General features: G+C 68.9%; 10 protein-coding genes. 9 read left to right on the forward strand and 1 reads right to left on the reverse strand.

Features of this window, described 5'->3' with window-relative positions:
• Positions 1-108 precede the first annotated feature (108 nt).
• From pdxY to KHC28_RS19985, 9 genes are all read left to right on the forward strand, one after another.
• Complete coding sequence (gene pdxY, locus KHC28_RS19945) at positions 109-957, forward strand: pyridoxal kinase PdxY (protein WP_214010126.1); 849 nt, start codon at positions 109-111, stop codon at positions 955-957.
• 4 nt (positions 958-961) lie between these two features.
• Positions 962-1,858 (forward strand): PhzF family protein, encoded by an 897-nt coding sequence (locus KHC28_RS19950; protein WP_214010127.1) that lies wholly within the window; start codon positions 962-964, stop codon positions 1,856-1,858.
• Positions 1,859-1,924: 66 nt separating this feature from the next.
• Complete coding sequence (locus tag KHC28_RS19955) at positions 1,925-2,656, forward strand: NUDIX hydrolase (protein ID WP_214010128.1); 732 nt, start codon at positions 1,925-1,927, stop codon at positions 2,654-2,656.
• A 94-nt stretch (positions 2,657-2,750) separates the two neighbouring features.
• Entirely contained in the window at positions 2,751-3,785 is a 1,035-nt protein-coding gene (locus tag KHC28_RS19960; RefSeq protein ID WP_214010129.1) for a BMP family protein, read from the forward strand.
• 475 nt (positions 3,786-4,260) lie between these two features.
• Positions 4,261-5,844 (forward strand): ABC transporter ATP-binding protein, encoded by a 1,584-nt coding sequence (locus KHC28_RS19965; protein ID WP_214010130.1) that lies wholly within the window; start codon positions 4,261-4,263, stop codon positions 5,842-5,844.
• Positions 5,841-6,908: an ABC transporter permease gene (locus tag KHC28_RS19970; RefSeq protein WP_214010131.1), complete on the forward strand. Its 1,068-nt coding sequence runs from the start codon at positions 5,841-5,843 to the stop codon at positions 6,906-6,908. Before KHC28_RS19965 ends, KHC28_RS19970 begins: the two co-directional genes overlap by 4 nt.
• A complete protein-coding gene (locus tag KHC28_RS19975; RefSeq protein WP_214010276.1) occupies positions 6,908-7,852 on the forward strand; it encodes an ABC transporter permease in 945 nt (314 codons plus the stop codon). Before KHC28_RS19970 ends, KHC28_RS19975 begins: the two co-directional genes overlap by 1 nt.
• Positions 7,849-9,135 (forward strand): amidohydrolase family protein, encoded by a 1,287-nt coding sequence (locus KHC28_RS19980; protein WP_214010132.1) that lies wholly within the window; start codon positions 7,849-7,851, stop codon positions 9,133-9,135. Before KHC28_RS19975 ends, KHC28_RS19980 begins: the two co-directional genes overlap by 4 nt.
• A gap of 179 nt (positions 9,136-9,314) precedes the next feature.
• Positions 9,315-11,321: a putative bifunctional diguanylate cyclase/phosphodiesterase gene (locus KHC28_RS19985; RefSeq protein WP_214010133.1), complete on the forward strand. Its 2,007-nt coding sequence runs from the start codon at positions 9,315-9,317 to the stop codon at positions 11,319-11,321.
• A 6-nt stretch (positions 11,322-11,327) separates the two neighbouring features.
• On the opposite strand, the gene KHC28_RS19990 is transcribed toward KHC28_RS19985, so the two are convergent.
• Positions 11,328-12,209 (reverse strand): MBL fold metallo-hydrolase, encoded by an 882-nt coding sequence (locus KHC28_RS19990; RefSeq protein ID WP_214010134.1) that lies wholly within the window; start codon positions 12,207-12,209, stop codon positions 11,328-11,330.
• Positions 12,210-12,242: the final 33 nt, after the last annotated feature.

Below are 12,242 nucleotides of genomic sequence, written 5' to 3' on the forward strand. Positions count from 1 at the left end.
CGACACGCCACACGCCAACATTATGGATCCGCACATCTAATTTCGTTTGTGCCCTTGCATCGGCGACGCTATGCGCGGATCGTTCTTGGAAGGCCGGGGCGCGTGCGGATGAACATCCTTTCGATTCAATCTTGGGTTGCCTATGGGCATGTGGGCAACGCATCGGCCATGTTTCCGATGCAAAGGCTCGGCCATGAGGTGTGGGCGCTGCAGACCGTGCAGTTCTCCAATCACACCGGTTATGGCGCCTGGCGCGGCGAGGTGTTCGGCGCCGAGCACATCCAGGATCTCGTCAACGGCATCGACGATCTCGGCGCGTTGCCGCGCTGCGACGGGGTGCTGTCCGGCTATATGGGGTCGGCGCAGATCGGCGACGCCATTCTCGATGCCGTCGGCCGGGTGAAGGCCGCCAACAGCGCCGCGCATTATTGCTGCGACCCGGTGATGGGCGACACCGACACCGGCGTCTATGTCCGGGCGGGCATCCCGGAATTCATGCGCGACCGCGCCGTGCCCGCCGCCGACATCATCACGCCGAATCAGTTCGAGCTCGATTTCCTGTCCGGGCGCGCCACCACGACGCTGGCGGATGCCCGCCTCGCCTGCGCGGCGGTGCACGCCACCGGCCCGCGCGTCATCCTGGTCACCAGCCTGCATACCGAGGACACCCCCGCCGATTCCATCGACATGCTCGCTTCGGGCCCGGACGGCTGCTACCGCGTGCGCACGCCCAAGCTGGGCATTTCGGTCAACGGCGCCGGCGACGCCATCGCCGCCCTGTTCTTCGTGCATTGGAAAAGCAGCCATTCGACGGCGGAGGCGCTCGGCAAGGCCGCGTCCTCGGCCTACGGCTTGCTTGCCCGTACCGCGGCGGCCGGCTCGCGGGAGATCCTCACCGTCGCCGCCCAGGACGAGTTCGTGACCCCTTCGCGCGTTTTCACCCCGGAGAAGCTGTAAGGCCATGGCCCGCCGCTACGTCGTGCTCGATGTCTTCACCGACCGCGCCCTCGCGGGCAATCCGCTCGCCGTCGTGCTCGATGCCGAGGGGCTCGACGGCAACCAGATGCAGGCCATCGCCCGAGAGTTCAACCTGTCGGAGACGGTGTTCGTGCTGCCGCCGACCGATGAGGAACATCGCGCGCGGCTGCGCATCTTCACCATCAATCACGAGCTGCCCTTCGCCGGCCATCCGACGGTCGGCGCCGCGGTGCTGCTCGCCCTGCGCGACGAGGTCGAACTGTCGACCGACTTCGTGCTGGAGGAGAGCGCCGGCCCGGTGCCGTGCCATGTCAGCCTGCGCAATCCGCGCGCCGGCACCGCCACCTTCACCGTTCCCCGCCTGCCCGAGATCCTCGACGAGGAGGCGCCGAGCGTCGAGGCCTGCGCGCAGGCGCTGGGGCTGGACCGGTCGGATATCGGCTTCGACGACTACCGCCCGGTCGTCGCCTCGGCGGGCGTGCCCTTCGTCTGCATCCCGCTGGAGTCGCGCTCGTCGCTCGCCCGCATCAGCCCGAGCGCCGGGCGGCTGATCAGTGCCTTCGGCGGCACCGCCGATTCCGTCTATGTGTTCTGCCGCGATGACGAGGGCGAGGGCGATTTCCGCGCCCGCATGTTCGGTGCCAATATGGGCATCCACGAGGATCCCGCCACCGGCTCGGCCGCCGCCGCGCTGGCGGCGGTGCTGATGCAGGGCGAGAAGCCGGCGGAGGGCTTTACCGCCTACGACATCCTCCAGGGCGTCGAGATGGGCCGGTCGAGCCTGGTGCGGCTGGGGCTGGACGTGGCGGGCGAGGTCTTGACCCGCGTCACCATCGGCGGCGGCGCCGTGGTGGTGGCAGAGGGCGTGCTGCATGTGTGAGGCGCGCGCCGGTCGGGGCGCCGCGACGCCGGTCTCGACCCGGCCCCCGGCACGCGGTGAACGCGCATGATCGGCAGCGACGGCGATGCGCAGGTGATGCCGATCGACCACCTCGATCTCAGGCTGGAGCCGGGCTCCTGGGATTATGCCGAGAGCCGGCGCGCCGAGGTCGACGCCTTCTTCGCCGCGCAGGCGGCGACCAATCCTGCCTTGTGGAACGGCCGCATCCTGGTGATGGCCCGCCACCAGGTAGCGGACGGGGTACTGACCGGCCGCTACCGCGAGACCGATTTCGCCTCGCTGCTGTGGTGGCTGCGCAACGGCTTTCCGGGCGAGGGGGTGTGCAACACCTTCTCCATGGCGGCATTGCGCGCGGCCGACGGCGCCTTCCTGCTCGGCCGGATGGCGTCCTGGACCGCCAATGCCGGGCGAATCTACTTCGCTGCCGGCACGCCCGACCTCAGCGACCTGCGACCGGACGGCACCGTCGATCTCAGCGGCAGCGCCATGCGCGAGCTCGGCGAGGAGATGGGAGTGACCCATGCCGACGTCGAGGTCGCGGCGGGCTGGACCGGAGTGTTCGCCGGCCCGCGCATCGCCTTGATCCGGGAAGTGCGCAGCCCGCTCGGCGCCGACGCTCTTGCCGCCCGCATCCGCGGCTTCATCGCCTCGGAGGAGCGTTCCGAACTCGCCGACGTGGTGGTGGTGCGCGGCCCCGACGAGGTGGACGAGGCGATGCCGCCTTTCATTCGCACCTATCTTCTGGCCTGCTGGCAGCGTGAACGCAGCGAGCGGTGAATTTCGGACCAAACAGTTCGAAATTGGCACGCCACTCGCATAAGCTGACCGACAGGAAACGGGCGAGGCCCCGGGCTCGGGAGAGGTGAGACAGATGCGCAAATCAACGGAATCCGTGCCGCTTTTTTCGTCAGGGCTGCTTGATCGCCGCCAGCTGCTGGCGCTCGGCGCCGGCGCCCTGGCGCTCGGGGGCTTCGGCAGCGCCGCCTTCGCCGCCAAGGCGAAGCCGATCAAGGTGGCGGCGATCTACACCGTGCCGGTCGAGCAGCAATGGGTGTCGCGCATCCACAAGGCGCTGAAGGCGGCCGAGGCGCGCGGCGACATCACCTACAAATTCTCCGAGAACGTCGCCAACACCGACTATGAGCGGGTGATGCGGCAATATTCGCAGGAGGGCGCCGACCTCGTGGTGGGCGAGATCTTCGCGGTGGAGCGCCCGGCCCGCAAGGTAGCGGCTGACTACCCGAACACCGTCTATCTGATGGGCTCGTCCTTCGGTCCCACCAAGCCGAACCTGTCGGTGTTCGACAACTTCATCCACGAGCCGTCCTTCCTCACCGGCATGGTGGCCGGCAAGATGACGAAGTCGAACATCATCGGCCTCGTCGGCGGCTACGCCATCCCCGAGGTGAACCGGCTGATGCAGGCCTTCATGGAGGGCGCGGTCTCGGTGAACCCGAACGTGAAGTTCCTCGTGACCTTCATCAACTCCTGGTACGACCCGCCCAAGGCCAAGGAAGCCGCCTTCGCCCAGATCGACAAGGGTGCCGACATTCTCTACGCCGAGCGCTTCGGCGTGTCCGACGCCGCCAAGGAGCGGGGCGTCAAGGCGATCGGCAACGTCATCGACACCTCCGCGCAATATCCCGGCACGGTGATCGCCTCGGCGCTGTGGCAGATGGAGCCGACCATCGACCGCGCCATCAAGGCGGTGATGGACGGCACCTTCACCGCCGAGGATTACGGCCCATTCTCCTACATGGCGCATGGCGGCGCGAGCCTCGCCCCGCTCGACCCGAAGGTGGTGCCGCCGGAGGTGATCGAGCTCGTGCTGGTGCGCGAGAAGGAGATCAAGGACGGCATGTTCCGCGTCAACGTGAACGACGCCGAGCCGAAGCCGACCATGTAAGGGCGTGGTGGCGGGACGGCGGCGGCGGGGTCTGCGGCAGTCGCCGCCACCCGCCACCCGGCACCTTGCCCCACCGTCGTTCGTCGTCGTCCCGGCACCCCGTCTTCGCGGCTGAAACCCGAAGGCACGGGGCTGGCATCTTCCACCGGAAGCCTGCCCCTTCTCCTGCGGATAACCGAAGGAAGGTCGGTGCAGGATCCGGTGCCTCCTTCTCCCGGCGCCGAACTCGGCTGTTGCCGAGTTTGGCCTTCGGCAAGGTCAACATCGGATACATTCGATGTTGACGGAGAGGGGTGGGGTGAGGGGGCTCCACGTTCCGCGAGTGTGTGGCCCCTCGACGATCCGCTTCGTCCCGACGAGGTGAGGAAGAACGATGGAGGTGGCCGGTGGTGACGGCTCGCCTCCCTGGGGAGAGGGAGGTGGACGGTCCCCTTCCGAGGCTGCTCCTCATCAGGAAGATTCAGAAGGCATCCTCATGATCGCTCTGACCGCACCCGATCAGCCTGATCGTCCACCGCACGAGACACGGCCGCTGGTCCTCTCGCTGTCCGGCATTACCAAGCGCTTCGGTAGTCTGGTCGCGAACGACGCCATCGACCTCGACGTGCGGGCCGGCGAGATCGTGGCGTTGCTTGGTGAGAACGGCGCCGGCAAGACGACGCTGATGAGCATCCTGTTCGGCCACTACGTCGCCGACGAGGGCACGGTGCATATCGCCGATGCCGCGGGCCAGCTGGCACCTTTGCCCGGCGGCTCGGCGGAAGCGGCGTTGCGGGCGGGAATTGGCATGGTGCATCAGCACTTTGCGCTGGCCGAGAACCTCACCGGCTTCGAGAACATCGTGCTCGGCACCGTGCCGCTGTGGCGTCTCGGCTTCGGCAAGGCGACCGCGCGGGCGAAGGTGGCGCGGCTGATGAAGGAGACCGGGCTCGAGGCCGACCTCGGCGTTCCCGTCGGCCGGCTGTCGGTCGGCGAGCAGCAGCGCATCGAGATCCTCAAGGCGCTCTACCGCGACGTGCGGGTGCTGATCCTCGACGAGCCGACCGCGGTGCTCACCCCGCAGGAGGCGGACGGTCTGGCGGAGACCGTGAAAGCCCTTTCGAAGAAAGGGCTTGCGGTCATTTTCATCAGCCACAAGCTGCATGAGGTACTGGCCTTGTGCGAGCGTGTGGTGGTGCTGCGCGGCGGCGCCAAGGTCGCCGACCGGCCGACGGCGGGCGCCGACAGGGCGACCCTGGCCGAGCTGATGGTGGGGCGCGAGATCCCGCCGCGCGAGCGCGCACCGGCGACTCTCGGCGCTCCGGTGCTGCGCCTTGCCGGCGTCGACGTCGGCGCGCCCGGCGAGCGTGACCGGCTGGAGGGCGCCGATCTGGAGCTGCGTGGCGGCGAAATCATTGGAATCGCCGGCGTTTCCGGCAACGGTCAAGGAGCGCTCGCCGCGCTGGTCGCCGGATTGAAGGCGCCGCGCAATGGCAGCTGCGAGATCGTCGGGCACGCCGCGACCCGCGCCGATCCGAGCGCGCGCATCGGAGCCGGCGTCGGCCGCATCCCCGAGGATCGCCATCGCGACGGTACCATCGGCGCGCTCAGCGTGGCCGAGAACTATGTGCTGGAGACGCTCGCCGCCTCGGAGAACCAGCGGCATGGCCTGCTGCGGCGGTCCGCCATCCGCGCCCGCGCCGCGCAGGCGATCCGCGACTACGACATACGCTGCCCCGGCCCGGAGGCGCCGATCCGCGCTTTGTCCGGCGGCAACATGCAGAAGGTGGTGCTGGCCCGCGTGCTGGAGCGCGCGCCGCGCCTCATCCTCGCGCATCAGCCGACGCGTGGCCTCGATATCGGCGCCACCACCGACGTGCATCGGAGGCTGCTGGCGGCGCGGGGGCGTGGCGCGGGAATTTTGCTGATTTCCGAAGACCTTGACGAGCTTTTCGCGCTGTCCGACCGCATCGCGGTGATCCATGCGGGGCATTTGTCGCCGGCCATGGACGCCGCCGGCCTCGACACGCGCACCGTCGGCCTGATGATGGCCGGGCATTCGGCGGAGGAGGCCGCATGATCCGCTTCGTTCCGCGCGAGCGCACCCCGGTCTGGCTGACCCTCGCCGTCTCGGTGGGGGCGGGGCTGGTGGCGCTGCTGCTCACCGCCATCCCGCTGGCGCTGTCCGGCGCGCCGGTGCTGCAGGCCTTCTGGCTCATGGTGGAGGGTGCCGCCGGCAGCGGCTTCGCCTTCGCCGAGACGCTGACACGCGCCACGCCGCTGATCTTCACCGGCCTTGCCGTCGCCGTCGCCTTCCGGGCGAAGCTGTGGAACATCGGCGCCGAGGGGCAGCTCTATGCCGGCGCGCTCGCCACCGTCGCGCTTGGGGCGGGCATGCTGGAGCTGCCGCCGGCCCTGCTGGTGCCGGTGGTGCTGGTCGGCGCGGCGGTCGCCGGAGCGGCCCTGCTGCTGGTGCCGGTGTTCTTCAAGATGCGCTTCGGCGCCGACGAGGTCGTCGTCACCCTGCTGCTCAATTTCGTGGTGCTGCTCTTCGTGCAGATGATGCTGGAAGGGCCGATGAAGGACGAAATGGCGCTTGGCTGGCCGCAATCGGCGCCGGTGCTCGACGAAGCCACCCTGCCCAAGCTGGTGCCGGGCCTGCGCCTGCATGGGGGGCTGGTGCTGGCGGTGGTCTGCGCCATCGGCCTGCATGTGCTGATCACCCGCACCGTGTGGGGCTTCCGCATCCGCGCCGTCGGCGAGAACGCCCGCGCCGCCCGCTATGCCGGCCTGCCGGTCGGCAAGGCGATGGCGCTGGTCGGGCTGCTGTCCGGCGGCCTCGCCGGGCTGGCCGGCGCCAGCGAGGTGGCGGGGCTCAAGGGCTACCTGACCGCCGACCTGTCGCCCGGCTTCGGCTATGCCGGCATCGTGGTGGCGACGCTGGCGAATTTGTCGCCGCTGGGGGTGATCCCGGCAGCGGTCTTCATCGCCGCCGTCTTCGTCGGTGCGGATTCGATGAGCCGTGCCATCGGCGTTTCCAACTATCTCGCCGATCTCGTGGTGGCGCTGTCGCTGCTCTGCGTGATGGTCGGCGGGTTGCTGATCCGCTTCCGGATCGTTCGCGTGCGCAGGGAGACCGCGTGATGTGGGCCGCGCTGGAGATCCTGTCGCAGGCGAATTTCTGGGCGGCGACCATCCGCATTGCCACGCCGCTGATCTTCGGCGTGCTCGGGGCGCTGCTCTGCGAGCGCGCCGGCGTACTCAACCTGGGCATCGAGGGTATCTTCGTCGCCGGCGCCATGTCCGGCTGGCTGGCGGTCTATCTCGGCCTGCCGCTCTGGGGCGGGGTGCTGGTGGCGGCGCTGGTGGGCGCGCTGTTCGGGCTTATCCATGGCGTGCTGACCGTGCCGCTGGGGCTCTCCCAGCACGTCACCGGCATCGGCGTGACCCTGCTGGCGACATCGATCGCCTATTTCGGATACCGGGTCGCCTTCCCCAATGTGGGGACGCCGCCGCGCATCGACGCCTTTCCACCGCTCGACCTGCCGCTGCTGCGCGATGTGCCGTTCCTCGGCCCCATACTCGGCCAGCAGACCGCCTTCACCCTGCTTGCCTTCGCCTGCGTGATTGTCCTGGCGCTGGTGCTGGCGCGCACCCCGCTCGGGCTCGCCTTGCGGGCGGTGGGCGACAACCCCGAGGCGGTGGAGGCGCAGGGGCTGTCCGTCGTCGGGCTGCGCATCGGCGCGGTGATGGCCGGCTCGGCGCTGATGGCGCTGGGCGGTGCCTTCCTGACGCTCTCGGCCTTCAACGCCTTCTATTTCGGCATGATCAACGGGCGTGGCTGGGTGTGCATCGCGCTCACCGTCTTCGCCTCGTGGCGGCCGGGCAAGGCGTTGCTCGGGGCCCTGCTGTTCGGCGCGCTGGATGCCTACCAGCTGCGTCTGCAGACCATCACCGGCGGCGCGGTGCCGAGCCAGATCTTCCTGATGCTGCCTTACCTATTTTCCATCGCCGCGCTTGTGCTGCTGGCACGCCGCGCCGACTATCCGCGCGCTTTGATGAAGCCGTATTTCAAGGGACAACGATGAGCATTGATCTTCTCGTGCGCAACGCCCGCCTTGCCGACGGGCGCTCGGGCCTCGACATTGCCTGCGAGGGCGGCCGCATCGTCGCGGTCGAGCCGGGGATCGACGCCGAGGCCGGACGGGTGATCGATGCCGGCGGCCGGCTGGTCAGCCCGCCCTTCGTCGACGTGCATTTCCACATGGACGCCACGCTGTCGCTCGGCCTGCCGCGGATGAACGAATCCGGCACCTTGCTGGAGGGCATCGCGCTGTGGGGCGAGTTGAAGCCGCTGCTCACCCATGAGGCGGTGATCGAGCGGGCGCTGCGCTATTGCGACCTCGCGGTGAGCCAGGGACTGCTGGCGATCCGCTCGCATGTCGATGTCTGCGACGACCGGCTGCTGGCGGTCGAGGCGCTGCTCGAGGTGCGCGAGCGGGTGAAGGACTATATCGACCTGCAACTGGTCGCTTTCCCGCAGGACGGCTATTATCGCTCGCCGAATGCCGCCCGCAATCTGGTGCGCGCGCTCGACATGGGCATCGACATTGTCGGCGGCATCCCGCATTTCGAGCGCAGCATGGCGGACGGCGCGGCGTCGCTGAAGGCGCTGTGCGAGATCGCCGCCGAGCGCGGGCTGCGGGTCGATATTCACTGCGACGAGAGCGACGATCCGCTGTCCCGCCATATCGAGGCGCTGGCCTATGAGACGCAGCGCCTCGGCTTGCAGGGGCGGGTCGCCGGCTCGCACCTCACCTCCATGCACTCCATGGACAATTACTACGTCTCCAAGCTCATCCCGCTGATCGCCGAAGCCGGCGTCCACGCCATTGCCAATCCGCTGATCAACATCACCCTGCAGGGGCGGCACGACAGCTACCCCAAGCGGCGCGGTATGACGCGGGTGCCGGAACTGCGCGCCGCCGGCGTCAACGTCGCCTTCGGCCATGACTGCGTGATGGACCCCTGGTACTCGCTGGGCTCCGGCGACATGCTGGAGGTGGCGCACATGGCGCTGCATGTCGGGCAGATGACCGCGCGCGAGGCGATGACCTGGTGCTTCGAGGCGGTGACGACCAATCCCGCCCGCATCATGGGGCTGGAAGGCTATGGCATCGCGCCCGGCTGCAATGCCGATCTGGTGGTGCTGCAGGCCGCCGACCCCATCGAGGCGATCCGGCTGAAGGCGGCACGGCTGTTCGTGGTACGGCGGGGGCGGGTGATTTCCGAGGGCACGCCGCGCGCCAGCGTGCTCGATCTGCCGGGCCGGCCGGGCGTGCTCGATCCGGCCTCCTACGCGCCTGCCTGACGGGACAGGGCGGGGAGCGTGGAAACAGCGTGGCCGCCACATTGCCGTGGTAACTAATTGCTCGTACGGTGCAATCGTTGGATCCGCAGCGGGGGCACGCCGTATTGGCGGCGGAAGTGATGGCGGGTACCGGTAGTCTGTTGACTCGAGCCCTTCCGGCCTGCCGGACGGAAGGGTTGGTGGCGCTCAAGCGGCCTGTGTGGATTCTCGACATCGGCCGCATGCGCAAGCATTTCGCCAATGAGGCGGCCCTGCATCTGTGGGGTGTCGACCCCGGGCAGGAAGCCGAGTTCTTCGCGCGCGATTTCACGCCGCACTCCGATGCCATGCGCCAGCGCCTCGGCCGGCTGGTCGAGCGGATATCGGCCGGCGAGGTGGTGACCGAGCGCTGGACCTTCTATCCCAGCCATCGCCCCTTCACCGTCGATGCGCTGATGAGCGGCGTGCGGCTCGACAATGGCAATGTCGGCCTGCTCATGGAGGTCGAGCACTATGCCCGCCTGACCGACGAGTTGCGGGCCGGCGAGGCGTTGCGGCACACGCTGGTGAACGTGCTGCTGTTCGACGACGAGGGCTGGGTCAGCTATCGCAACCCGGCCGCCGAAGCGAGCTTCCCGGGCGAGCGCCGCAGCTTCGCCTCGATGTTCGCCGATCCGTCCGAAGGGTTGCAGATGTGGGGGGGCGTGGTCGCGCGGGACCCGGAGCGGCCGGACGCCTTCATGGGGCGGACGGTGTCCGGCGACTTCATCGTCGACACGGCAAGGGGGCGGCGTTGGTACGGCATCGACGCCCGCACGACCATCGATCCGGTGACCGGGCGGCTCTCGGTGCTGGTCAACCAGCGGGACGTGACCGACCGTGTCGAGGCGACCAGCCGCGCCGAATTCTATGCCGGCTACGATGCGGTGACCGGCCTCGCCAATCGTCGGCGCTTCACCGAGCAGCTGGAGCGGGCCATGGCCGATCCGACCGCGGTCGGTGGATTGCTGGCCATCGATCTCAATGGCTTCAAGGAGATCAACGACAGCTACGGCCACGCGGTGGGCGACACGGTGCTGCTTGAGATCGGCAAGCGGCTGTCGGCCTGCGGCGAGCCGCAGGCGGTCTGCGCCCGGCTCGGCGGCGACGAGTTCGCGGTCATCCTGCCGGGCCTCGGCACGCCCGAGGCGTTGGGCCAGCACGCCGAACGCATCTGCCGTTCGCTGTCGGCCGCCATCGAGGAGCCCTCCACGGCGACGCGGCTGACCGTCAGTGCCAGTTTCGGCGCGGCGCTGTGGCCGCAGGACGGCGACCGTCCGGATGTCCTGCAGCGCAACGCCGACCTCGCGCTCTATGCCGCCAAGGCCGAGGAGGGCCGGCGCATCCAGCTCTTCGATCCCGCCATGCGGCAGGCGGCCGACGAGCGCTACAAATGCATCGATGATCTGCGTGCCTCGCTCGTCGACGGCGGGTTCGAGATCCATTACCAGCCGCTGGTGCGGATGGTCGACCGGCGGCCTTTCGGCTTCGAGGCGTTGCTGCGCTGGCGTCATCCGGAGCGCGGCCTGCTGTTTCCGGGCGACTTCCTCGATCAGGCCGAGAGCATCGGCCTGATGGTGCCGATCGGCGACGTCGTGGTCCGGCAGGTGTGCCGGCAGATCGGCCTGTGGCGCGCGGCGGGCATCCAGCCGGGCCGTATCGCCATCAATCTCTCGCGTAACAATTTCCAGCGCGGGGCGAGTATTGCGCGGGTAAGCGAGGCGATCCTCGCCGCCGGCGTCGAGGCCGGGCAGATCGAGTTCGAGGTCTCCGAGGCCGTGACCTTCGGCGCGCGGGGCGAGGCCGTGGTCGACGCGCTGGTGGAACTGCGGCGCCAGGGCTTCTCCATCGCCCTGGACGATTTCGGCATCGGCCATGCCTCGCTGACCCATCTGCGCCGCCTGCCGGTGGACACGATCAAGCTCGATCGCTCCTTCATCGTCGACATGGTGAATTCGGTGGCCGACCGGGCGCTGGTCCGCGCGGTGGCCGGGCTGGGGCGCGACCTCGGCATGCGGGTGTTGGCCGAGGGCATCGAGACCGAGCAGCAGGCGGCGGCGGTGCAGGAACTCGGCTGCGAATGCGGCCAGGGCTACCTGTTCGGCCATCCGATGGAGGCCGGCGTCGCGACGGGCTGGCTGGAACGCCTCGCGCGCAGCGACATGTAGCGCGCCTCAGCGCGGCGGCAGCACGACGACCGTCGGCTTGCGCGGCAGGCTGGCGCGCGAGACGACAAGGCTAGATCCGGCATGCCGCTCGATGATGAAGGCCCGCCCGCCGAGGCGGCTCAGGAAGGCATCGAGGGTCGACGGGTTGAAGTAGTGCATCGGGATGACCAGCGGCGATTCCAGCGCCTTCAGCACCTCGATCATGCCGTCGACATCGAGCGTGTAGCTGCCGTCGACCGGGGCGAGCACGACGTCGATGCGCCCGAGCGCGGCAATGTCGTCCTCGGTGAGCGTGTGATGCAGATGGCCGAGATGGGCGATGCACAGATCGGCGGCGCGGAACACGAAGATCGAGTTGCCGTTGCGGATCGTGCCGCCTTCCCAGTCGCGGGTATTGGTCGGCAGGTTGCCGATCCACAAATCGCCGACGTCGAGATCGTAGCGGGCCGGCTGTCCGGGCGTGTCGCCCCACCCCTTCAGCACGTGTTCGATGCCGGGATCGGGGGCGAGCGAGAAATGCGTGCTGTGCGCCCGGTTCATCGTCGCCACGCGCGGCACGACATCGGCGCGGACATAGTCGTTATAGTCGGTAGCGACGGTGACGCCGCCGGCGGTCTCGATCAGGAAGGTCGAGTGGCCGATATAGTTCAGCGTCACCTCGCCGGGAGCGCCGGCCGCGAGGCGGAACAGGTTTTCGCGGAATCCGCTTTCCAGCGGCTGCGGGGAAGGGCGGAACGCCGCCGGAAGCACCCGGACCGGCGCCTCCGCCACCAGCTTCGGGCAGCGATCCGCCCGCGCCAACGCCGGGGCGGCGAAGGTGACGGCGAAGGTGGCGGCAAGCGGGATCAGGCCGGAGCGGATGCGGCGCAGGCACGGTGATGACGGCATGAGCGAAGCTCCCCCAGCACGAGGCTCCCCGCC

The sequence above is a fragment of the Ancylobacter sonchi genome (genome assembly GCF_018390695.1).
Lineage (GTDB): Bacteria > Pseudomonadota > Alphaproteobacteria > Rhizobiales > Xanthobacteraceae > Ancylobacter > Ancylobacter sonchi.

Coding starts and splice junctions, on each gene's coding strand:
- KHC28_RS19975 (WP_214010276.1), top strand. CDS start 6,908: ATGTGGGCCGCGCTGGAGATCCTGTCGCAGGCGAATTTCTGGGCGGCG.
- KHC28_RS19950 (WP_214010127.1), top strand. CDS start 962: ATGGCCCGCCGCTACGTCGTGCTCGATGTCTTCACCGACCGCGCCCTC.
- KHC28_RS19990 (WP_214010134.1), bottom strand. CDS start 12,209: ATGCCGTCATCACCGTGCCTGCGCCGCATCCGCTCCGGCCTGATCCCG.
- KHC28_RS19960 (WP_214010129.1), top strand. CDS start 2,751: ATGCGCAAATCAACGGAATCCGTGCCGCTTTTTTCGTCAGGGCTGCTT.
- KHC28_RS19980 (WP_214010132.1), top strand. CDS start 7,849: ATGAGCATTGATCTTCTCGTGCGCAACGCCCGCCTTGCCGACGGGCGC.
- KHC28_RS19970 (WP_214010131.1), top strand. CDS start 5,841: ATGATCCGCTTCGTTCCGCGCGAGCGCACCCCGGTCTGGCTGACCCTC.
- pdxY (WP_214010126.1), top strand. CDS start 109: ATGAACATCCTTTCGATTCAATCTTGGGTTGCCTATGGGCATGTGGGC.
- KHC28_RS19955 (WP_214010128.1), top strand. CDS start 1,925: ATGATCGGCAGCGACGGCGATGCGCAGGTGATGCCGATCGACCACCTC.
- KHC28_RS19965 (WP_214010130.1), top strand. CDS start 4,261: ATGATCGCTCTGACCGCACCCGATCAGCCTGATCGTCCACCGCACGAG.